Below are 24033 nucleotides of genomic sequence, written 5' to 3'. Positions count from 1 at the left end.
ATAATCATCTTTCTTGATTATGACTCGAGCGTTCGAATGCAGTGAAATCGCCGTTCGGATCAAAACCGTAATCACCGTTCGAATCAGCCGAAATACGCACTCGATGGAATCACCACCTTTATTCCGTTGAGCTTTCCATGAATATAAAAGAGATTCTGCTAGACCAAGATCTTTAGCCACTTGGGGAACACCTTCTTTGGCTATTCGCTCAAGTGCTAGATCCTTAAACTGAGGACTATATTTCTTTCTGACTACTTTTTGTTCTGATTTATTATTGTTCATTTTTCACCTCTGCTTTAGATTTTACTCTCTTAGCAGGGTGTCCGTCATATTAGGGCAGGATCATATAAAGCCAGTCTTAGAAAAGAATTACATACTATTAGACAAGATATTATGGGCTATAAAACCAAACGGGAAAGCTTATGGCATAGAATTTTCCATAAAACAGCCTTAACGAACGAAAAATTAAAAATAACAAAAGCATTAATTGAATATTTAGATGTTCAAGAACAAGCGCTGAATCGAACAGATAATTTGCAGGATTATGAAACATTTCTTAAACAATTAGAATCAGTTATGGTGACTATGGATAAAGAAAATCGCGATGTTTCTAGATATCATAATCGTCGAGAAGGTTTGCTCGGTGAAAAATTAACGAGCTTTACAGAAAAAATACAAACAAGTAAAAGCCTTTTAAAAGAATTTAAAAAGAGGCATTTGTCTGATGATAAAGATTGCAGCGAAGAAAGAACTGCCGCACTTAAAGGACTCGGGCGCCGACAATCATAACCAGCATTGAAAAATGATATTGCCGTGCCTAGTGGTACGAAGTAACTTAAAGTTTATCCGTAATATCCAGCTGTATGAAAAGTATTTATCTGGAGCTCAGGATAAGCTAAAAGCTAATTGCAAGAGGGCGCGGGCATGACTTGCTCGGTCAAAAAGTCGAGTATCGCGTTTATATATATAAATCATGTTGCTTTATATACCGATAAACGGAGTGTGGGAGGTATTTTTTTATGGACCTTCCTTCTTTTGCTCGTTCTCGAATATCTGTTGAGGAAATATTATATAATCCAGCGTTGTAAAAATAAATAAACCCAGATGGTTTCGAAAGCAGGTTGGCTTTATTTGAGGTTACATGTTCTGAGATAAAGTCCTGAAATACTTTAGGTGGTTCTTCTGTACTAATGGGTCTTTTAATGACCAGAATATGACTGTAATCCGTTAATTTACGCCATTCATTCCAACAAGGGAGTTGTTGAAAGGCATCGGCTCCAACAAGCAACGTTATCGATATATTGTTGCCAAATTCTTTCCGAAAACTTTGTAATGTTTCAATCATGTAAGAAGGGGAATCGCGCTTGATTTCCCGCAAATCAATTCTAAACTCTTTGTAATGAGATAAAGCTAATTTAAGCATATCCACACGCTGGCTAGGAGTTGCTTGGCTCTCAGCTTTTAATACGGGCGTTTTGCAAGGAATAAAGTAGACTTTATCAAATTCAAATTCACGCTGTACCGCAAGGGTGGTAAATAAATGGCCAGTGTGTGGGGGATCAAATGTTCCTCCATAAATTAAAATACTGTTCATATACATGCTTCCATTTTTAAACGACGTACCATAAATCATTTTAGGGAGAAAATGATGAACTTAGAAGAGAAATCGGTAGGTATTTTGATTGAGAATAACTATCAAGAGTTAGAATTTTGGTATCCCTTTTTAAGGCTGCAAGAGGTTGGGATTAATCCGCTGGTCATAGGCCATGAAAAAACGACTTATAACAGTAAACTGGGCTATGAGGTTCTGGCTGATGTGGCTGCAAAAGAAGTTGAGCAGCAATCATTCGACGCAATTATTATTCCAGGGGGCTATGCGCCAGATAAAATGCGTACCCATAAACCCATGGTTAATTTAGTAAGAGCAAACTACGAGCAGGGGAATGTAATTGCAGCTATTTGTCACGCTTCTTGGATGTTAGTCTCAGCAAACATCTTATCTAATAAGAAAGCAACTTGTTATCATTCAATCAAAGACGATGTAATTAATGCTGGAGCACAATATGTTGATGAGCCAGTTGTTGTTGACGGACATTTAATTACTTCTAGACAACCATCTGATTTGCCTGATTTTTGTAAAGCTATATTAAATGCGCTATCGCAACAATAATTCAGAGTTTATGAGCTCTGTACATGACAGATTTTTTGTCATGTACAGAGGTTTATGAGCAGGAGCAAGAATCAGATAGGCTATGCTGATTCTTGCTCTACTAAGTCTCAAAAAGCTCTCTAATCCCACTCCATATAAGGGTCAGAATCATTCATTTCATTTACCGTGTATTTAGGCGTATTATTTTCCTGAATATTTAAAGCCTCTTCAAGACGAATAAATTCATATTGATGCTCCTTAAATAAATCGATGATATCGGACAAAATATACGCATTAAGAAGGTTTGCATGAACTAATAAAATTTGAGGCTTATCGTGATGCGTTGACGTTCGATTTAGTCCTTCAGCCTTAAGGGTTTGCTGCCATATAAAATCTAGGTATGCGGGTTTTAAGTTTTCCAGGTATGAACGTCGACCTGATTCTGGGACAGATAATAATAACTGATTGAAAATAAAATCTTTGCTGTCGATAGTTATCGGCGCAATATGATAATTTTTTTCTGCAAGAAACTCCAAAACCTGCTTTCTTTTAGCGCCTTTTCCCATCGCCAAATAAGGATAGCGAAAAAATTTCGGTTCCGTTAATACGGGAGAAAGTATTTTATCTGCGACATCGACCTCTTCAATATAATCATTTACATTGGCGCTGTTTAAGTTCGTATGATTGAACGTATGATTACCTAATCCTAAGCCTGCTTCACGAAACTGATTTAATACAGCCCAGTTCTCAGAATGCACATTGCCCGCGATGATAAATCCAGTCGCTGGTACTTTTTTGGATTTTAGCGTGTCGATGATCATGGCTAAGTGCTGATTCTTGTAATCACCGACAAATGGCAGATCATCAATGGTTAAGGCGATTTTCTTATGAGCAGCGTAAGTTGTGCTGAAGCTTACAATAAATAGAAAAACTATTTTTCTAATTAACTTTAAATCTATTAAGTTTAAATTCATAACCTTTTTGTTACAAAATTCATCAAAACGTATTATCTTACACTAACCATGCGTTTGTCAAAGAAGTTCATTGCCTGTTGATGCGGATCATTAAACTAAACAAGCGTGGTTACGGGAGTACCACATAGGCCGAGGACTAAATGTTCAAATTCGTGCCACACATTACCTTCTTGGTTAGACTTAATGATTAGATCAAGACAATGGCAGGTTTGCAATAATTCATATAGAGAAGTTGCGGGTAAGCGTTTTAAAGCCAGTTCATATTGATTTCTTTTTTGAGGCCATACTTTGAGTTGGGTAAATGCTGTATGAATAGGGAGAGATTGTTGAACTAAATGAGACAACTGAATGAGCAGGCGAATTTCTTGCGCTAAAATCCATAAGACTAACGTGGGTTCTTTACGGCTATCATGGGCTTGTCTTAGCAAGTGAATGGCTTTTTCGGGATGTGCGACCAAACAGGCATCGGCGAGCTCATAAAGCTGATAATCGCATTGGTCGATTAAATGTTCTTTAATGTCATTTAGGCCTATGCGTTGATTTGGGAGTGCTGTTAACGCTAATTTTTCAATCGCTTGTGCACAGGCTAGCATATTGCCTTGCGTATATTGTTGAATAAGCAAGGGGACATCCGGGTCAACTAAGATTCCGCGCTGTTTTAACTGAGAAACAATCCACTGCTGCATGGCTTGTGGTGTAAATGAATACACCTGCACCACATTGACTTCACGATCATTGGTTAGCCATTGGAGTTGTTTGGAGGGCACATTAGGCGCATTCAAAACAATCTGGCAGCGAGGATTAATGGCTTTTAAATAGGATAGAATCGCTTCTTTGCCTACTTTATCAATACTTTTTTTATCGTAATACGCATTGATTAGGACGTTTTCAGCAAACAAAGAGTAATTATTCGCCTCATCAAAGAGAAGTAACCAATCTGCTGGACTGTTCAGATGCACTGTTTTGTAATCGACTTCGCCTTGTTGCCGACATGCGGTTTTAATTTGATGCTGTGCGTCGTTCAGTAGATACTGGTCTTGTCCTGTAATGATATATAAGGCCTTAATACCTTTCTTTAAATTGCCCGCTAAGGCATCATATTTAATCAGCATGTCGATGCTTCACAGAGCACTGGCTCATTCTGTTATGAAGAAATTGCCACCGAGTACACAATGAAAGAGCTACTGTACATGCGTCCGGCCCAGTCCCTGTCCAGGAGCGGCCGTTTGTATCCGTCACAAGGCATCGTTTATCATTTAAAGACAAAGGTCCTTGTTCGCAATAGGATTGAGCCGTTTTACAACCGGCTTGTGCTGCTTTTTTCCGGCAAGTTGCATTAGCTGCCCGCATAGCGCTTTTAAGAGAGTCACCTAGGCCTTCATAACTTTTTTTCTGGGCATCAAATGCAAAACATAACCATTGCCCAGGAGGAATTTGAGCATAGGTTGCGTTCATTACAAGACATCCCAGAAGAAGCGTAAGTTTTATTTTCATTACCATATCGTCCTTTTCGTAAACTGAAAATATACTCTAATACTTCAAAATGCGACGTTTAAGCAGTTACTTTTCTTGCCAAGCATAGAGAAAAAATTTGTAATAGGGCTGGGTATTTGCCAATTTTTTTTGATGCTTAGACAAAAATCACATCTCTCCTAAATTATCGTATTGTGAAATATTGTGAAGTATTTTGAGTATATAGTATAGCCACGTTTCTTACCTGCGCACAGGGATTGCGGAATTAGATTTAGTCGTGTAGTTGCTGATTCGATTCAATATCAGGGCAGATGCTTCTTGCATCATTTCATTTTTTGTGAGCGTCTCTTCATAATTAGAGCCAAGAATCCGATCATTGTTAATGGTAATCTGTCGGTTTACTACCACCAGGGTTTCAGGAATTCGTTCTTTTCCATTCGCCTCCTGCACTTTAAATCGTAAGCGATAAATAATTTGATATTGACGAGGTGTGGTTGTGGAGCTAACACTTACAATGTTTTCTTGAAAGGCCTCGGAAGTAATCATAAGCCAAAATCGTGCAGTAGCCGGATCGGGACACACACGAATAAAATTTGCTTCTAACTGATTCTTTATAATTGGGGTCAGATAATGCTCATATTCGGGAGTGATGATTGCGACCTTATCCAACCATTTAGGAAGATTAGCAACCCCCCGCAAATGAAAGCCACAGCCAGCAAACACACAGGTATAAAAAATAACAAGCAGAGAAGTTATAACTTTGCTGACTGGGCGCCTCATTTAATGAACCACAAGATTAATAAGCTGTCGATGTGGAACCACGATTGATTTTTTAAGGGATTTTCCCGATATAAATGAAGCCACATTTTGTTTGGCTAATTCAATGAGTTCCTTTTCTGAGACATCTACACTGGTTTTAAATTCGCCACGAAGCTTTCCATTGACCTGAACCACATAATCGACTTCGTCCGTTTTCAATGCGCTTTTGTCAACTTTAGGCCAAGGAGCATCAATGATAATTTTTTCAAATTCTAGCTCTTGCCATAAATGGTGACAAATGTGAGGTGTAATTGGAGCTAATAAACGCAGCAAAATACTCAAACTATAATGAATAAAACATCTATCATTTTCATTGTCGATTTGATAGGACGAAAGTTCATTAAATAATTTCATGCAACCGGATACTACGGTATTGAATTGCTGCCGTTTATAATCCTGATTAACTTGGGCGAGAATCTGATTAACAACAAAACGGCCTTTTTGTACGCGACTACTGCTGGTTTGCCAACTAGTGCTGTTATTCCCGTCTTGAACGGATTCATTAATATCGATAATAAATGATTTGTGCTCCTGGGCGAACGACCAAAGCCGCTTAAGAAAACGATGCGCACCTTCCACACCAGCATCAGACCACTCCAAGGATTGCTCTGGAGGAGCGGCAAACATAATAAATAATCGCGCTGTATCTGCTCCGTACTTATCAATTAACTGGTTAGGGTCAACGGTATTTCCTTTAGACTTAGACATTTTATGTCCATCCTTAAGAACCATTCCCTGACTCAGTAAGGCTTTGAAGGGCTCGTCAGAATTAACTAAACCTTCATCGCGCATGAGCTTATGGAAAAAACGAGCATACAGCAAATGCATGACCGCATGTTCAATCCCACCAATGTATTGATCAACCGGTGTCCAATACTTGGCTCTATCATCGAGCATGGCATTATCTTGGCCCTTGCAAGCAAAACGAGCATAGTACCAGGATGATTCAATAAAGGTGTCAAAGGTATCTGTTTCACGAATAGCATCTTGGCCACACTTAGGACAAGTGGTGTGCACAAATTCTTCGCAATGTGCAAGAGGAGAGCCACTCCCAGTTAATTGTACGTTTTGCGGAAGTAAAACCGGTAATTGCTCTTCTGGAACAGGAATAATTCCGCAGACCTCGCAAGCGATCATTGGGATAGGCGTACCCCAATAACGTTGACGAGAAACGCCCCAGTCGCGCAGTCGGTAATGAACTTTAGGTACGCCCGCATCAATCTCAACAATCGCATTGGTGATAGCCGCTTTGGCTTCAGAAGAACTCATGCCATCAAATTCACCGGAATGAATTAATAAGCCTTCGCCAGTATAGGCAGATTTCGAAAAGTCATGTTGTTCATTGTTAGTGGGTTTAATGACTTGTTTCACTGGAAGATTATATTTATGGGCAAATTCCCAATCGCGTTGATCATGAGCTGGAACCGACATGACAGCGCCTGAGCCATATTGAATTAGAACAAAGTTAGCAATCCAAACTGGAATTTCATTTCCAGTGATTGGGTGTATGGCTTTAAGACCACTATCAACCCCGCGTTTTTCAATCGTGGCAAGTTCAGCTTCTGCCATTCTTACCCCTTGGCAACTCTCCAAAAATTCACGAACCTGTTTATTGTCATTCGCTGCTTGTTTTGCAAGAGGATGATCGGGTGCTACTGCAAGATACGTGGCTCCCATTAAGGTATCTGGACGTGTTGTATAAATTTTTAAGCGTTTAGGATAGTCATTTACGCGAAAATAAATTTCTGTACCTTCTGAGCGACCAATCCAATTTCGTTGCATTTGCTTAACTTGCTGTGGCCAGTGCTCTAATAAATCAAGATCATTTAATAATTCATCAGCATAAGCGGTAATTTTGATGAACCATTGTGATATTTCTTTGTGCTCAACGAGCGCTCCAGAGCGCCATCCGCGTCCATCTATCACTTGTTCGTTGGCTAAAACGGTTTGATCAATGGGATCCCAATTAACAATCGAATTTTTTTTATAAACCAAGCCTTTTTCATACAGCTTTATGAAAAACCATTGCTCCCATCGATAATATTCAGGATCAGACGTGGCAATTTCTCGTTTCCAATCGTAGGCGTTGCCCAGTCGTAATAGCTGAGTTTTCATCGCTTCAATATTTTTAATGGTCCACTCAGCGGGGTGAATGCCATGTTTAATTGCTGCATTCTCTGCGGGGAGACCAAATGCATCCCAACCAATGGGTTGCAATACATTTTTCCCGAGTGCGCGCTGATAGCGTGAAATTACGTCTCCGAGCGTATAGTTCCGAACATGCCCCATGTGTAGCGATCCACTTGGGTAGGGAAACATGGATAAGCAGTAAAACTTCTCTTTATTTAAATCTTCTGACACATTAAACAATTGTTTTTTATGCCAGAACTGTTGTGCTTGTTCTTCGATTTCATTTGGGTTATAGCTGTTATCCATAGTCTAACGTCAATTTCTAAAGTGGTTGGTAAGAATAACGCCTCTTTCGTTTTGCAGCAATAGTAAGGCGTCCCCGAAGTCCATTTTGTTTAAAAACGACCTCTTTTCAAGGCACTTCCTAAGTAAAATGCTAAGCCGATCACAAATAAACAAATTATCAAAATAGGGAGGTCCCCCCAATACACCCAAAGCGTTGAGCCTCGGATGGGCTGAATATGTGATTCGAGCAGACCTTCGCGATAAGCAGGTAATGAATCTACGATTTGACCGTTTGCATCAATAACAGATGATAGTCCGTCATTATTTGCAACAATTTGCTCACGTGCTGTTTGTATGGACAATGCTCGTGCCATTTGCAATTGTTGGTGCATGGCAAACGAATGACCAAACCAGCCATCATCACTGATGGAGACGATCCATTCGGCTAACGGCAACTGTTTACGTAATAATTGAGGATATGCTAATTCGTAACAAATCAAAGAAGCAATCGGGTGATTTTGAATGAAGACCAAGGGTTGGGTCGATTTTCCGGGATTTAAATTGGCTACTGGAATGGCCATCCATTCAATGAGCGCTTGCAATGGTGCAGGAATATACTCTCCAAAAGGAACTAAGTGTTGTTTTTGGTAAATGCCTTGTCCATCGCCAAGCGCGAGCATGGCATTATAGAGTTTGGAATCATCAAACTCAGTGGGCTGAAGAATACCGAGTAATACCGTACTACCCGCCTCATTTGCTTTGCTGTCAAGCTCATCCAAAAAATCACTGATGTAAGGAGCTGGTACAGGAATTGCAGATTCAGGCATAACGACCAGTTGATTCGTTTTCAGTAATTGTTCTGCGGCTTGTTTATATTGCGTTATCAGTTGCCAGAAGAGATTTTCATCCCATTTATCTCTCATCGATAGGTTTGCTTGGATAATCCCTACCGATATAGGAGCGGAGGTTGAAGTTCCCCATGGGATATTAAATAAGCCAGGCAGGATTAAGGTCGCAGCAAAAGCCGCGATTAACCCATAACGCTTGCTAGTTTTTATCAGAAAAGCCCCACCTAAAAAACAAGCGGCAAGACTGGCAAAAAAGCTTGCGCCATACACACCGAGCCAAGGTAAAACGTATTTAATTGGTGTCTCGATTTGACTGAAGCCAAGCAGCAACCAGGGGAACCCCCCTAATAGAGTTGCTCGAAGATATTCCCCAAAACACCAGATCGACGTGAATAGAACACAACGATATACCATGGAAAAATGCTGTTGCATCGCAAAATAATAGACCGCAGCTACTAGTAGGGGGTAAAGCGATAGATACAGTATAAACAATGCGGTAATTATTGTAGAACCTAATAAATTCAAATGGCCATACTGATGAATGCTGACATAAACCCAGGATACACCGACGCCTAAGCTTACTATCCCAAATAAATATCCAGTCAATAAGGACTCTTTCAGCGTTCGGTTTTGAAGAAGGACAAAGAAAATAGCAAGGCTTAAAAGCGCTAACCCGGGCATATGAAATGGGGCAAAGCCAAATGGAAAAAGCAAGCCAGCGAAGGAGGCTTGTAAAGCAATTTTATAGGAACTTAAGCCAGTCATAGGCTGAGATACGGCTAGAACCTTACTAAATGAGTTCATTGATTTCGTGATTTTTTTAGGAAAAACAAGTTTAAACTGAATCTGGGGATGATAACAATCAAAACAAATGTTTCATAATATGAATTTTATTAATAAGGAGTATTCAACCTTACTAAGTTTGGTGTAGGATGATCTATACGCGTGGTCGTTCAAAATGCCTGATTTATGCTTTTTCTTTTTCGCCCTGCTGCCTATTAAAAAACTCGCAAAGGATTGAACCTTTACTCGCTTTTTAATAGGCAACAGAACAAAAATAAAAGGCGCCTAAAAACACGCATTTTTAACGATCACGGGTATATCGATTCAGAAAGGAGACGAATTGTATGTATCATGTCATGATTACAGGGGCAGGGAAAATAGGTAGCTTGATTGCCTGCCTGTTAGCCGAAAGCAAGGATTATGAAGTTCATCTGGCGGATTTGGAGTTTGAAAGCCCTGATGCTAAACGTCTTTTAGAAGTAATGCCAGAAATCAAAACGGTGGCGCTGGACGTAACCGATGAAACTTCTGTAGAAGCCTACCTCATTAAGCATAATATCATCGCTGTTATTTCAAGTTTACCGTTCTTTCTTAACCTCCATGTGGCTCGCGCAGCCAAGGCCGCAAAAGCGAACTATTTCGACCTGACCGAAGACACAGCGGTCACTAGCGCAATTAAGGCTATTGCAACGAATGCGAATACTGCTTTTGTTCCTCAATGTGGACTTGCGCCTGGCTTTATTAGTATTGCGGCCAACAGTATTATGCAAGGGTTTGATGAATGCCATCATGCCAAATTGCGCGTAGGTGCTTTACCGCAACGCTCTAATAATGCACTGCATTACTCACTAACCTGGTCTACAGAAGGGTTAATTAATGAATATGGTAATCCTTGCTACGGGATCAAAGAAGGAAAAGCCGCCGTCCTTACGCCTCTTGAAGAGCTTGAGGTTATTCAAATTGACGGAGCCCAATATGAAGCATTTAATACTTCTGGGGGCATAGGAAGTCTTGCTGAATTGTATGCGGGTAAAGTTAAAAGTTTAGATTATAAAACAATGCGTTATCCGGGTCACTGTGAAAAAATGCGATTTTTAATGAATGATCTGCAATTAAACAGCGATCGCCAAAGTTTAAAGCGTATTTTGGAGCGTGCTATCCCAAAAACGTATCAAGATCTAGTCATAGTATATGTCGCAGTCGATGGTATTAAAAATGGCGAATTTTCTGAGTATAGTTATGAGAAGAAAATATACCCAGCTACGATTCGAGGGCTAGTCTGGTCTGCGATTCAAGTCAGCACCGCTTCTGGCGTTTGCGCGGTGGTTGATTTAGTTCTAGGTCAAACGAATGAATATCATGGGTTGGTGTTACAAGAGCGCTTTGGCTTGGATAAATTATTAGCCAATCGATTTGGAAAATATTACGCATAACCCCCGCTTGTTAGGAGATTTTTTGATGGAACTTTTAAACACACTTAGACTTGATGCGGTAAACCCTGGCGCGTATTTAGGCTACAGTTGGAACAGTAATCTGAATGATACACTAATAGAATCTTATAACCCCGCGAATGGAATGAAGATAGCATCCGTGGCCAGTTGTACCCGAGATGAATATGAGCATGTAATTAAACATGCTGAAGAGGCTTTTTTAGCCTGGAGGGAGGTTCCTGCGCCAAAACGCGGAATCATAATTCGTCAAATTGCAGATGCTTTAAGAGAGCAAAAAGATGCTCTTGGAAGTTTGGTTTCCCTTGAAATGGGCAAATCAAAACCAGAAGGTGATGGTGAAGTGCAGGAAATGATTGATATTGCTGATTTTGCGGTAGGTCAATCACGAATGCTTTATGGAAAAACGATGCATTCCGAACGCCCCGAACATCGCATGTATGAACAATGGCACCCTTACGGTGTCGTGGGCATCATTTCTGCGTTTAATTTTCCCGTTGCTGTATGGTCATGGAATGCATTTATTGCTGCGGTGTGTGGAAATGTAACTATTTGGAAACCTTCGCCCAAAACACCACTTTGTGCGATTGCTGTTCAAAAAATTTGCAATGAGGTCTTGGAGGCAAATAATTGTCCAAATATTTTTTCATTGATTATTCCAGCATCACATGATATCGCTGAGGATATGGTCAAAGATCGCCGTGTTCCTTTAATTTCATTTACAGGGTCTACGGCGGTTGGAAGACAAGTGGGGGCCAAAGTGGCCTCACGGTTAGGCCGCTCTATTTTAGAGCTAGGAGGCAATAATGCCATTATCTTAGATGAAGACGCTGATCTAAACCTTGCCATACCTTCTATTGTGTTTGGAGCGGTAGGAACGGCTGGTCAACGATGCACCTCCACAAGACGTCTCTTTATAAAAGACAAAATTTTTGAACAAGTCATTCACCAACTTAAACACGCTTATGAGCAAATTACCATAGGTGATCCGCTCGATCCCGACCATCTGATGGGGCCTTTAATTGATCAGCAAGCGGTCGCTTCATTTAAATATACGATCGAGCGAATTAAAAAAGCCGGCGGAGAAATTATTGCTGGTGGCGAAGCATTAGACCGTCCCGGTTGCTTTGTTCAGCCTACCTTGGTAACCGGATTATCAAATAAATCGGAATTAGTTCAAGAGGAAACATTTGCTCCTATCTTGTATGTTTTCTCTTACTCAACTATAGAAGAAGCAATTCAGCTTCAAAATGGAGTGCCTCAAGGGTTGTCGTCAGCATTATTTACCCAAAACCTAAAACACGCGGAACTTTTTTTAAGCGCAAAGGGAAGTGATTGCGGTATAGCCAATGTGAATATCGGCACATCTGGGGCTGAAATTGGTGGTGCATTTGGAGGTGAAAAAGAAACCGGAGGCGGGCGCGAATCTGGATCAGACGCCTGGAAGGGGTATATGCGTAGGCAGACCAATACGATTAACTGGGGGGATTCTTTGCCTTTAGCACAAGGCATAACATTTGATCTAGCTTAGGGAAGTATCAATAGCAGTTTTAGTCGGTATAGTTTGGATCGGCAAACCCATTCATTAGTTTTCGCAATTAATAGTATAGGAAGAACCATGCAAGAACCATTTCATATTAAACGAATTGCTGTTTTAGGTGCGGGAGTAATGGGCGCGCAAATTGCGGCTCATTGTGTTAATGCAGGTATCGAAACCTTGTTGTATGACCTAGCTGAAGAAAAAAATCATTATGCTGTGGTGGAAAAAGCACTGAAACACTTAAAACAGTTAAAACCATCCCCACTAGGGACTGAGTATACAGCCTCTCTTATTAGAGCTAAAAATTATCAAAATGATCTAAACGACCTTGCAGAATGCGACTTGATCATTGAAGCGATCGCCGAAAAGATGGAATGGAAAACCGATCTTTATCAACGTATAAGCTCATATATCAGCGATAAAGCTGTATTAGTGACGAACACATCAGGTTTAAGTATTAATTCATTGGCTAGAGCGTTGCCCGAAGTATTAAGAGATCGTTTTTGTGGTGTGCATTTTTTCAACCCTCCTCGATATATGCATCTGGCTGAACTTATTCCTGCAGAGTCAACCTCTGATAATTTGTTAAATCAACTTGAATCTTGGTTAACCAGTTATCTTGGCAAGGGGGTTGTTCGTGCAAAAGATACGCCTAATTTCATCGCAAATCGAATCGGAGTCTTTTCACTGTTATCTACGATGTACAATGCGGAAAAAATGCAGATAGGCTTCGATGAAGTAGATGCTTTAACAGGCGTGTTAATTGGTAGGCCAAAGTCCGCAACATTTCGAACCATGGATGTGGTTGGTTTAGACACCATGGCTCATGTGGTGCGCACCATGGAAGAACAACTCAAGGATGATCCATGGCATCAATATTTTACTTTACCTAAATGGCTCTTGAACTTGATCGATGAAGGTAAGTTAGGGCAAAAGTCTGGTCAAGGAATTTACCGGAAAAATGGTAAAACCATCGAAGTATACGACCTTAAGCAAGGCGAATACAGACCAGCCAAAGGAGAAGTGAGTGCCGAAGTACAGGACATTTTTAAAGAAAAAGATCCTGGTGTTCGATTTAATAAACTATTTGATTCAACGGCACCTCAAGCTCAGTTTCTGGCAGCGTGTTTTCGGGATCTTTTCCACTACAGTGCTTATCATCTCGAAGAAATTGCTGATACTGTGCGGGAGGTTGATTTGGCGATGCGTTGGGGATTTGGTTGGCAACAAGGCCCGTTTGAAAGTTGGCAGCGTGCAGGAGTAACGAGCGTTAAACAACAGATTCAGGCAGCCATTGAACACAACCAAACCATGAGTGACGTGGATTTTCCTAGCTGGCTCAATGATATCGCCGATTTTTATACCGAAAAAGGCGCTTATTCACCTACGAAATCAAGTTATGAAGAGCGAAGTAAACTCAAAGTGTATCAACGTCAATTTTTTCCTGAGCAAGTACTGGCTGAGAAAAAATTTCCTACAGAAGTACTTTATGAAAATGAGGGGATTAAACTTTGGCATCTTAAGGATGATGTCGCCGTATTAAGTTTTAAGAGTAAAGCCAATACGATTGGCCAAGCGGTTTTAGATGGATTTAGTCAATCGTTAGACTTGGCAAAAAGAGAGCTGCAAGGATTAATCATTTACCAGCAAGATGACAACAATTTTAGCTCAGGTGCGGATCTAAGAAGCGTGGGTTCAATGGTAAAGGCAGGAGAGATGAGTCGCCTGAAACAAATGATAACAGACTTCCAATCGCTTGCTATGCGGATTAAGTATAGCCCTGTTCCTGTTGTTGCGGCACTCCGTGGTCGAGCTTTAGGTGGTGGGTGTGAGTTAATGATACATTGTGCTCGTGTTGTTGCAGGTTTTGAAGCCTATCCTGGGTTGGTTGAAGCGGGCGTAGGATTAATTCCTGCCGGCGGAGGTTGTAAGGAAATGGCATTACGAGCTTCAAAAGAGACAAGTAATGGGGATTTAATGAGCCGAATCAAGCCCTATTTTGAGCAAATTGCAATGGGTATTGTATCCAGCAGTGCGGCTGATGCGAAAAACAGAGGATATCTTCAAGCTAATGATAGCTGGGTGATGCATCGCAATGAAGTACTCTACGCTGCATTAGAAAAAATAAGCCAATTGCAGGCTGAAAATTTTGTCCCGCCAATACCCCCTCGTTTTAAAGTAGCTGGGCGAGACGGGCATGCGATGTTACAAGTAGGCTTAGTGAATTGGCGAGAAGGCGGCTTTATCAGCGAGCATGATTATTTTCTAGCCAATCAACTAGCATCCGTTCTGTGCGGCGGTGATGTCAATGCCGGTGAACTGGTTGATGAGCAATGGCTATTAAAGTTAGAACGAGAAGCATTTATGACCCTTGCCGAAACAGACAAGACGCAAGCCCGTATTAGTCATTTGCTAGAAACCGGCAAACCATTGCGCAATTAAGCAGGAGAATAATTCATGACGAATGTGTATGTAGTGGATGTGATACGAACTCCAGTGGGTAAAGCTCCAAAAGGGGTGTTCAAAAATACATTACCGGATGATCTGCTTTCGCACACCATCCGAAGTTTGGCCGATCGCCATCAAACGATTGATTGGCGAGCCATTGGTGATGTTGTGATTGGTTGTGCTATGCCTGAAGCAGAACAGGGTATGAATGTTGCACGGATTGCTTCATTATTGGCGGGATTACCGGAATCCGTACCGGCCATGACCATCAATCGCTTTTGCTCTTCTGGTGTGCAAAGTATTGCCACGGCAGCTGCTACGATTGCTGAAGGCGATATTCCTTTCGCGTTGGCTGGTGGGGTTGAAAGTATGTCAAAAGTCCCGATGGGGGGGAACAAATACACGGCTAATCCAAAAATTTTTACTGATGATCACGTTGCTATTGCCTATGGAATGGGGATAACGGCTGAAATTGTTGCAAAGCGATGGGAAATATCCAGAGAAGAACAAGATGAATTCGCTACAGAAAGTCATCGCAGAGCAATCGATGCTCAAAAAAATGGTTACTTTAAGGCTGAAATTACACCCATTGAGGTAATCGATCGGCTAGTAAACCTAAAATCGTCTGAGCTTATAACCAAAAAGCGTGTTATTTCTGAAGACGAAGGCCCTAGAGCAGATACTTCGTTCGAGGCAATTTCTAAATTAAAGCCTGTATTTGCAGCCAAGGGAACAATCACGGCTGGGAACAGTTCGCAAATGAGCGATGGGGCTGGCATAGCGCTGTTATCCAATGAGGAACACTTAAAGCGATTTGAATTAAAACCTATTGGTCGTTTGGTTAGTTATGCTGTGGCTGGTGTTCCTCCTGAAATCATGGGGATTGGTCCAATTGAAGCGATTCCATTAGCGTTAAAAAAAGCAGGCTTAACCCTGGATCAAATGGATTGGATTGAATTAAATGAAGCCTTTGCGGCGCAATCATTAGCAGTGATTAAAGAGCTCGATTTGCCTCGTGATAAAGTGAATCCGCAAGGTGGAGCCATTGCATTAGGCCACCCACTTGGTGCTACTGGAACAATCCGAACCGCAACATTACTTCACGGGTTAAAGCGCGTGAATGGGAAATATGGGATGGTTACCATGTGTATTGGAACAGGAATGGGAGCGGCCGCAATTTTTGAGGCTTTGTAGAATTTACTCTTGAAGAAACAGAAGGTTTTCTAAAGGATTGTTTTGCCCACTTGGGAGATGACTGTGTATATACCCGTAATCTTTCAAAATGCGTGTTTTTAGGCGCCTTTATTTTTTGTCCTGCCGCATTTTAAAAAGCGAGTAATGGCTCATTCCCTTGCGAGTTTTTTAAAATGCGGCAGGGCGAAAAAGAAAAAGCATAAATCACGCATTTTGAAAGATTACGGGTATATACCCGTGATCGTTCAAAATGCGAGTTTTTAGGCGCCTTTATTGTTTGTCCTGCCGCATTTTAAAAAATCGAGTTATGGCTCGTTCCCTCGCGAGCTTTTTAAAATGCGGCAGGGCGAAAAGGAAACAGCGTAAATCACGCATTTTGAACGATCGCCGGTATATTATAAGCATAGAAGGATAAGAACAATGGAGCATGCTAAGCAATCTATCAAAGCCCGATCAAACGAATCTTCAGAACAAAGCATTTATACATGTCCCATGCATCCTGAAATTCGTCAACCCAACGCTGGTAATTGCCCAATCTGTGGTATGGCTTTGGAGCCAGAATCAATTTCCTTACAAGAAGAGAAAAGTACTGAATACCAAGATATGCTGCTTCGGTTTTGGGTAGCTTTTGTATTAAGTACGCCTATTTTTATTCTCGCGATGGGTAGTCACTTAATTGGTAACTTCACTTCACCCTGGGTTTCAAATTGGTTGCAATGCTTGCTAGCCACTCCAGTAGTACTTTGGTGTGGTCTTCCTTTTTTTAAGCGCGCTTGGCATTCTTTAGTAACGCTAAATCTAAATATGTTTACCTTAATTTCAATGGGAGTTGGCGTTGCTTGGATTTACAGCGTCATTGCAACCTTGTTTCCCTTTATTTTCCCCTCCCAATTTAGAGAACCTGGCGGATCTATCGGGGTTTACTTTGAAGCCGCAGCGATGATTACAACCCTAGTGCTCTTAGGACAAGTGCTTGAGTTAAGAGCAAGAGAGAAAACTGGGGATGCTATTCGTGAACTTTTAAATCTTTCACCTGAAACAGCACATCGACTTGATGAAGAAGGAAATGAAGTGGATGTGCCTTTAAATGATCTTGAACAAGGCGATCGCTTGCGCGTTAAACCCGGTGAAAAAATCCCAGTTGATGGCGAATTAATAGGCGGTAAGAGCCATGTTGATGAGTCCATGGTTACTGGAGAATCAATGCCAGTTGAAAAAAAGGAGGGCTCAAAGGTTATTGGTGGCACGATTAATCAAACAGGAAGTTTTGTGATGAAAGCCACTCATGTGGGCCAAGATTCTATGTTAGCTAGAATCATCAAAATGGTTAGCGAAGCTCAGCGCAGTCGTGCGCCAATTCAAAGCTTAGCCGATAAAGTGTCTGGTTGGTTTGTCCCCATAGTTATTCTTATTGCTTTAATAACCTTTATTATTTGGTTTTTCGTTGGCCCCGAACCTTCGTTAGCCTATGCGTTGATCACTTCCGTATCGGTGTTAATCATTGCCTGTCCCTGTGCGTTGGGGCTTGCGACACCTATGTCGATTATGGTTGGGGTGGGGGAGGGGGCAAAACAAGGGGTTTTAATAAAAAATGCAGAAGCGCTTGAGCTCATGGAAAAGGTTACAACACTTGTTGTTGATAAAACAGGAACTTTAACTGAAGGGCGGCCAAAGCTCACACAAATTATTCCCAATAAAGGATTTGATGACGAAGAGATTTTAAGGCTTGCTGCAGCCATTGAACAACACAGTGAACATCCACTGGGTAAGTCTATTGTCGATGCGGCAAAAGAAAAGGGAATACGTTTTGGGGAGGCATCAAACTTTGAAGCTCCTACAGGAAAAGGGGTTAAGGGGATGGTAGGCGACCAAGAAATAGCTGTTGGTTCGGCTAAATTTTTGGACGAGTTTATAACGGATGAGAATCCCATGCTTTCAGAAGCAGATGAATTAAGAAACAAAGGCGCCACAGTTATGTTTGTTAGCATTGATAAGCACATTGCGGCTTTGCTCGCAGTTGAAGATCCTATTAAACCGAGTACTCAAAATGCAATTCAAACTCTACAAGAGGCAGGCCTCGAAATTATTATGGTTACGGGGGATAACAAAAAAACAGCAGAAGCCGTAGGTAAAAAGCTAGGGATAAAAAAGATTAAAGCGGAAGTCATGCCGGATGATAAAAATCAAGTGATTGCAGAGATTCAAAACAATCACAAGGTGGTTGCCATGGCTGGAGATGGTGTCAATGACGCACCTGCGTTGGCTCAAGCGGATATTGGTATTGCCATGGGTACAGGAACCGATGTTGCCATTGAAAGTGCTGGAATTACCCTCCTCAAGGGAGATTTAAACGGGATTGTTAAAGCGTATCATTTGTCGCAAGTAACATTAAGAAACATTAGACAAAATCTATTTTTTGCTTTTGTTTATAATCTATTGGGCGTACCAATTGCAGCTGGCGTCTTATATCCCGCGTTTGGATTGCTGCTAAATCCTATTGTTGCAGCCGCAGCAATGTCTTTAAGTTCAGTTTCTGTCATCACAAATGCATTAAGATTACGCTGGGTTCGTTTTTAAGTCTTACTATAAAGACACAACTAGGGGTTGAATTAACTATTACACTTGTTCCAGTTTTGCTCGGTTCTGGCAGATTATTATTGGGATCCTTGACGCACGATATCCAATTAGACCACATTACAACGCATTCATTTGGTGGTGTTTTGTTCAAATTAAATATAAAGTTGATGCAACAAACCTATCGGAGATAAAATGGTTGGGTTTGAAGGTGGATGTTTATGTGCCTCTACTACCTATATCGCTAAAGGCTAGCCTAAAAATCCGCATTTATGCTCATGTACTATGTGCCAAAATCTTCTGGTGCGCCAGCAGTTGCATGGGTTGAGTTCCCATTAGACCATTTTGAATGGACAGCAAATACCTCTGCGTTGTATCAATCTTCTGAACGAACTCAACGATGTCTTTGACAAAATTGTGGTGCTTTGTTAGCAACCTTGTCGGCAGGAAGGTATCCCCCATGTAATACTTTTGAATCCCCAACTGTGCGATAAAACTTGCGTCATACTTATATACCCGTAATCTTTCAAAATGCGTGATTTATGCTTTTTCTTTTTCGCCCTGCCGCATTTTAAAAAACTCGCAAGGGAATGAGCCATTACTCGCTTTTTAAAATGCGGCAGGACAAAAAATAAAGGCGCCTAAAAACACGCATTTTGAAAGATTACGGGTATATTTGCCCATGTCCTTAGGATGCTTCGCCGTAATAATTTCACCACATAAATTACATCTGAGTTTTTCATTGATATATCGGTGAGCGCAACCTGTTTGGTTGACCTTGATGCGAATATAGTGCTTGGCCGGAAATGATAAAGCTTGCCACCACAATCGAGGGGACAAGATTGGCCTGACTCAAGGCCTTCTATAGGGATTTGGTGCTCTATCGCATTATTATAAACGGTATGGGGATTACGGGCTTTATGGCCATCACCCGTGGCTTCGTCATCAAAAGATTCCCTGTCTTTATCATCGCCAGCATCATACAGCAAATCATCTTAGCGGCTGATGATGAGTTGTTGGCTTCTTGATACTCCTCTGGCTCACCATCATCTTGACTACCACAGCTGTCATCTTTGGATTTTTGGCGCCGTTTACGCTCTCCTTTACCAAAGAGCAACTCTTTTATTTAATAAGCGAGCAATTGTGATTCGCTGCTCAAGAATTAGCTTGGGAAGCCATAGAATGAGATTTAACCCATAGAGAATGACCGATACGGCCTCCTCTGGTAGGCCCGTTTTTAGAATATCAGCCTGGATTTGCTCAATTTCTTCAGACGTTTTTTTCGATGATTTTCATCGCATCTTTGATACTTCCCATGAATCGCAACCATGCGCATGAAAAGGGCGGCAAGAATAAAATATTATTTAAAATCAGCCAAATATATTTTTAGGTGGCGGGATCGCTTATAGAAACGTCACGGTTTATCTGGTTCTGTATCTGGCACTTCTTCCCTTGTTTTATCCTTTGTAAGTGGTGTACTAAAGAATGATGATTGTTGAAGCATACCGACTAATTCCTTTTTTAATTGTTTGTTTAATTGTTTGGAGCTCTCTTCTACCTCAGCTTTAGGTTTATATTTGGAGAAAAAGTTTGATTTATGTCCAAATGTAAGAATATAAACGAAGGCATTTCCGATGCTTATCAGCAAGTTTCCAAATATTTGTAAGGTCGTTAGGTCATTTCTAAAGGTATTCATGGACAGGTCAATTCTACTCTCAGCATACTCTTCAAAATCAAGAATCGATTGTCTAGTTGGATCAGTAAACACTCCCGCTTTTTTATTACTTAGATCGTTATAAAGCGCTTTGGCTTCTTCAAAGGCTTCATCAGTATTAAAATTATCTTTATTATCAGCGATGATTTTAAAGTTTTTTAACGCGTTATCAATTAGATCAGATGCTTGCTGAACTTTTTCAGGGGGTATGTTACGGTTTAGTTCGTGATGAAGTTTACTTTTGTTATCCATTATCCTCTGATATTGAGCGGTTTCTATTAAAGCTTCCTTAACTAGATTTAAATAGTCTGGTCTGTCGAAAATGATCGTGTCTGCAGAGAAGGTATCTGGTGGTAAGCCAAGCACTTTCACTATATTATCTTGTATGTTTTTAAGCTTAAATACGGACATCGTTTCGATTAAGCAGTGGCCCCCTTCAAAGTACACAAACATGCTCACTATCATGAGCCAGTAATTTTTAAGAAGCTCACCACGGTCTTCTGTTAGCGCTTCTATCTCTAGTTCACTGCTACCTTGATACAAGTTTTGTTGCTTGCAAATTGCCCACAACAGTATTGTATTGATTTCAAGAAGGGTTGAGCCTGACAAACCATTAACATACATACTGTTTTGAGGAGATTGAAAGGATTGATGAATAAAGCTATCGGGTCTATCTTTATGACCCGCACTTGGTTTAACTAAATACAATCTATCAGGGCATCTTGTAATCAAAGACTCCTGCGGTAATCGTAAATCAGTTGGGGTTGGGTCAATCTGTCTCATAATACCCAAATGCCTACTTTTCGCACCGGTATTATATCCATAACCCATAATTCTGCCTCGATTTCCCCCTGTATAATATTTGCTGTTAAGAGTGTAAGATTTAAGCCTACCGGCTGGGTGATGCTTTTTATAACTCTCCAATCCTGCTGATTGATGCGTGAGATAGTGAAAATCATATAGCTTTAATAAAAGACTTGCTTCCTTCGGTTCTTTTTCTTTTAAAAGCTCAACTAAAGAGAGTCTAAAGTATGCGAATCCTTCAAGGTTAGGGTCTCTAATGCCTCTTGTTGTACCTTTAGTAGTGATTTCTCTCCATTCATTAGCATTTCTAAATCCCTCCTTATCATATTCACTCAATAGGCATGTTGTCATATCATCAATGAGCGCCTCAAGCATAGGTCCTTGTGTTTTGACAAGGTGTTTTAGAAACTTTTCGGTAAGAATGGTCTCAAAAAATCTTCGAGAATTATCGTTCCAAGCATCTAAAATATCCTGATCTTGGCTACTAAACATACCAACTTTACCATCAGTGCGAGATACAAGGGACGGAACTCTTAATACTTGACGCGCTGTTTCATCGCTTACCGTGTCTTTGATACCGGCCAATGATATTTGAAACGGTGTTTTCTTCTTCGACTTTACTCTTGAGGTACCTGTATGCCGGACAACATTGCTATCCACCACCTCTAAGTCTGAATCTATCTTTACTATACCTTGTCCATCATCATCTCTAACGGTGGCTCTTTTTATTACATCACCACCCTTAAGTTCTATATTCGTTTTTTTATCTGATTTTCTACTCAATTTAAAATTGCTCCCACTACAGTCTATATTATCAATTTATAGGCAATATAGTTCAGTTATTCCTATTTAACCCAGATAAATTAATAGGTAATATACCCGTAATCTTTCAAAATGCGTGTTTTTAGGCGCCTTTATTTTTTGTCCTGCCGCATTTTAAAAAGCGAGTAATGGCTCATTCCCTTGCGAGTTTTTTAAAATGCGGCAGGGCGAAAAAGAAAAAGCATAAATCACGCATTTTGAAAGATTACGGGTATATAAATATAGGTTAATATATAAACATTAAGGCATTATTAAAAGAGCAAGCGCAGGTTATGTCCTTAAACGTTTGTATTGCAGAAGATCGTTTTCTGGGAAGTGGCAGGAGGAAATGGAGATTGAGATCGATCCCTAAGGATGGCTCCAGCTTGAAGGAATAGAAGTCACCATCTTGTCGGTAAAGTAAACTTGGTAGATAACATCTTGAGGAGAAGATTGATACGTCCAAATTTCTGTTCGAAAGGGGGCAATGATCCCCGGCAACACTTCCGGACACTCGGTTAAGTGAGTAAAATCACTAACCGAGGTACTTCATGACAACTAAAAAGATACGAAAAATCCACACCGAAGAGTTTAAACAAGAAGCAGTCAACTTGGCTGCTAAGCAAGGGGTTGCTACAGCCGCAAAAGAGCTAGGTGTTTATGAATCCCAAATCTACGATTGGCGTGGCAAACTGGCTAAGAAAGTCAGCACGAGCCAGCGTGAAGCAGAGCTTGCAGCAGAAGTGGCGAAGCTTAAACGACAACTTTCTGAACAAGCGGAGGATCTAGCCATTTTAAAAAAGGCGGCCACCTACTTCACGAAGAACCAAAAATAAAACGATTCGAGTTTATGCTTGAGCAACAGCACTGCTTCTCTGTGACGCGTATGGCTATTGTGCTTCGAGTATCGCGAAGTGGGTATTATGATTGGCGTAATAATGGCTTTAAGTTAAGTAATCGCGCCTTGAAGCAGCAGACTAGAGATATGCAAATCAAAGAATTCTTCGACGATAGCAAAGGGCGTTATGGTGGACTCGAATTCAACAAGATTTAATTGAAGATGGATCACCTGCTGCGATAAAAACAATCAGTGACAGTATGCGCAGACAACAGCTTGTTCCCAAAGCAGCCAAGAAGTTCAAGGTGACTACTGATAGCGAGCATCAACTTCCCATCGCTGATAACCTTTTGCAGCGTGAATTTAGAGCTGATGTCCCCAATCAAAAATGGGTTCAGGATATTACCTATCTCTGGACCAGTGAAGGCTGGCTATATCTCGCTGTTGTCATCGACTTATATTCGCGTGCAATCGTTGGCTGGTCGATGAATAAGCGCATGAAGGCATCGTTGGTGACTGACGCATTAACCATGGCTATGTTTCGCAGAGGAATGCCAAAAGGCGTTATCATTCATAGCGATAGAGGGAGCCAGTATTGCTCACGTGCTTATCGGGATTTAGCCAAAGAACATGATTATAAAATAAGTATGAGCAGAAAAGGTGACTGCTGAGACAACGCCGTTGCTGAGAGTTTCTTTCATTCTTTAAAGGTTGAATCCATCCAGTATGAGCAAGTTATGAATCGAGCCGAGATGCGACAAGCCGTATTTGAGTATATTGATATTGATTACAACCGTAAAAGAAGGCATAGTGCGAACGGCTATATAAGCCCACTTAATTTTGAACTAAAGAACATAGCTTAATTGAGTGTCCAGAATTACTGCCAGGGATCAATATTAGGTTTACATATTATCCAGTAAAAAATATGGAACCCTATATACCGGCATAACAAGTAACCTTGTGCAACGCATTTGGCAACACAAGGAAGGCTTGGCTGAAGGATTCACTAAAAAGTACAACGTTCATCATTGGGTTTATTATGAAATTCATTCTGATGTCTACGAAGCAATAACCAGAGAAAAATGCATCAAGAAGTGGAACCGACAATGAAAAATAAACCTTATCGAGCAAAACAACCCCCAGTGGCTTGATTTGGGCATCGGATTATTTTGATGGATGGTTGCCCGCCTGCGCGGGCATGACAGGTTTTT

At 40.9% G+C, this 24033-nt stretch carries 18 protein-coding genes and 1 pseudogene; 9 read left to right on the top strand and 10 right to left on the bottom strand.

Features of this window, described 5'->3' with window-relative positions:
• Nucleotides 1–282: transposase (locus E1O47_RS06915; protein ID WP_165475062.1), on the bottom strand; the 282-nt coding region annotated here is incomplete at its 3' end.
• A gap of 111 nt (nucleotides 283–393) precedes the next feature.
• On the opposite strand from E1O47_RS06915, the gene E1O47_RS06910 reads away from it, so the two are divergent.
• On the top strand, nucleotides 394–789 hold the full coding sequence (locus tag E1O47_RS06910) for a hypothetical protein (RefSeq protein ID WP_133130532.1): 396 nt from the start codon (nucleotides 394–396) through the stop codon (nucleotides 787–789).
• A 169-nt stretch (nucleotides 790–958) separates the two neighbouring features.
• On the opposite strand, the gene nadD is transcribed toward E1O47_RS06910, so the two are convergent.
• Complete coding sequence (gene nadD, locus E1O47_RS06905; protein WP_165475061.1) at nucleotides 959–1594, bottom strand: nicotinate-nucleotide adenylyltransferase; 636 nt, start codon at nucleotides 1592–1594, stop codon at nucleotides 959–961.
• Between the two features lie 51 nt (nucleotides 1595–1645).
• Here nadD and E1O47_RS06900 point away from each other — a divergent pair, with 51 nt between their 5' ends.
• On the top strand, nucleotides 1646–2170 hold the full coding sequence (locus E1O47_RS06900) for a type 1 glutamine amidotransferase domain-containing protein (RefSeq protein ID WP_242602045.1): 525 nt from the start codon (nucleotides 1646–1648) through the stop codon (nucleotides 2168–2170).
• Nucleotides 2171–2289: 119 nt separating this feature from the next.
• Here E1O47_RS06900 and E1O47_RS06895 read toward each other — a convergent pair whose 3' ends face one another.
• The 6 genes from E1O47_RS06895 to lnt form a co-directional block, all read right to left on the bottom strand.
• Nucleotides 2290–3123, bottom strand: coding sequence for a polysaccharide deacetylase family protein (locus E1O47_RS06895; protein ID WP_133130529.1), 834 nt, complete (start codon nucleotides 3121–3123; stop codon nucleotides 2290–2292).
• A gap of 95 nt (nucleotides 3124–3218) precedes the next feature.
• Entirely contained in the window at nucleotides 3219–4235 is a 1017-nt protein-coding gene (holA, locus tag E1O47_RS06890; protein ID WP_133130528.1) for a DNA polymerase III subunit delta, read from the bottom strand.
• On the bottom strand, nucleotides 4225–4617 hold the full coding sequence (locus tag E1O47_RS06885; RefSeq protein WP_133130527.1) for a hypothetical protein: 393 nt from the start codon (nucleotides 4615–4617) through the stop codon (nucleotides 4225–4227). Before E1O47_RS06885 ends, holA begins: the two co-directional genes overlap by 11 nt.
• A gap of 219 nt (nucleotides 4618–4836) precedes the next feature.
• Nucleotides 4837–5376, bottom strand: a complete 540-nt coding sequence (locus E1O47_RS06880; RefSeq protein WP_133130526.1) for an LPS-assembly lipoprotein LptE — start codon at nucleotides 5374–5376, stop codon at nucleotides 4837–4839.
• Nucleotides 5377–7851 carry a leucine--tRNA ligase gene (gene leuS / locus E1O47_RS06875; protein WP_133130525.1) on the bottom strand — a complete coding sequence of 825 codons (2475 nt, stop codon included), beginning with the start codon at nucleotides 7849–7851 and terminating at the stop codon, nucleotides 5377–5379.
• Between the two features lie 89 nt (nucleotides 7852–7940).
• Complete coding sequence (gene lnt, locus E1O47_RS06870; RefSeq protein ID WP_242602043.1) at nucleotides 7941–9482, bottom strand: apolipoprotein N-acyltransferase; 1542 nt, start codon at nucleotides 9480–9482, stop codon at nucleotides 7941–7943.
• 323 nt (nucleotides 9483–9805) lie between these two features.
• Between lnt and E1O47_RS06865 the strand changes: the two genes are divergently transcribed.
• The 5 genes from E1O47_RS06865 to E1O47_RS06845 all read left to right on the top strand — a co-directional run bounded on the left by E1O47_RS06865 (nucleotide 9806) and on the right by E1O47_RS06845 (nucleotide 18668).
• On the top strand, nucleotides 9806–10894 hold the full coding sequence (locus E1O47_RS06865) for a saccharopine dehydrogenase family protein (RefSeq protein ID WP_133130524.1): 1089 nt from the start codon (nucleotides 9806–9808) through the stop codon (nucleotides 10892–10894).
• 25 nt (nucleotides 10895–10919) lie between these two features.
• Nucleotides 10920–12440, top strand: a complete 1521-nt coding sequence (gene amaB / locus E1O47_RS06860) for an L-piperidine-6-carboxylate dehydrogenase (RefSeq protein ID WP_133130523.1) — start codon at nucleotides 10920–10922, stop codon at nucleotides 12438–12440.
• A gap of 87 nt (nucleotides 12441–12527) precedes the next feature.
• Complete coding sequence (locus tag E1O47_RS06855; protein ID WP_133130522.1) at nucleotides 12528–14891, top strand: 3-hydroxyacyl-CoA dehydrogenase/enoyl-CoA hydratase family protein; 2364 nt, start codon at nucleotides 12528–12530, stop codon at nucleotides 14889–14891.
• A 15-nt stretch (nucleotides 14892–14906) separates the two neighbouring features.
• A complete protein-coding gene (locus E1O47_RS06850) occupies nucleotides 14907–16091 on the top strand; it encodes an acetyl-CoA C-acyltransferase (protein WP_133130521.1) in 1185 nt (394 codons plus the stop codon).
• Nucleotides 16092–16511: 420 nt separating this feature from the next.
• Nucleotides 16512–18668 carry a copper-transporting P-type ATPase gene (locus tag E1O47_RS06845; RefSeq protein WP_133130520.1) on the top strand — a complete coding sequence of 719 codons (2157 nt, stop codon included), beginning with the start codon at nucleotides 16512–16514 and terminating at the stop codon, nucleotides 18666–18668.
• A 1411-nt stretch (nucleotides 18669–20079) separates the two neighbouring features.
• Here E1O47_RS06845 and E1O47_RS06840 read toward each other — a convergent pair.
• The gene (locus E1O47_RS06840; protein WP_133130519.1) at nucleotides 20080–21966 is read right to left on the bottom strand and encodes a hypothetical protein; all 1887 of its coding nucleotides are present in this window, start codon (nucleotides 21964–21966) and stop codon (nucleotides 20080–20082) included.
• Nucleotides 21967–22353: 387 nt separating this feature from the next.
• Nucleotides 22354–22488, bottom strand: coding sequence for a DUF2845 domain-containing protein (locus E1O47_RS12705; RefSeq protein WP_133130518.1), 135 nt, complete (start codon nucleotides 22486–22488; stop codon nucleotides 22354–22356).
• 47 nt (nucleotides 22489–22535) lie between these two features.
• Here E1O47_RS12705 and E1O47_RS06830 point away from each other — a divergent pair.
• Nucleotides 22536–23685: pseudogene (locus E1O47_RS06830) on the top strand (IS3 family transposase).
• Between the two features lie 43 nt (nucleotides 23686–23728).
• Complete coding sequence (locus tag E1O47_RS06825; RefSeq protein ID WP_133130534.1) at nucleotides 23729–23932, top strand: GIY-YIG nuclease family protein; 204 nt, start codon at nucleotides 23729–23731, stop codon at nucleotides 23930–23932.
• The last annotated feature ends 101 nt before the right edge of the window (nucleotides 23933–24033 follow it).

Origin of the sequence: Legionella yabuuchiae, assembly GCF_900640115.1 — a bacterium.
GTDB lineage: Bacteria > Pseudomonadota > Gammaproteobacteria > Legionellales > Legionellaceae > Legionella_A > Legionella_A yabuuchiae.
This window is presented reverse-complemented; position numbering and strand designations above follow the sequence as displayed.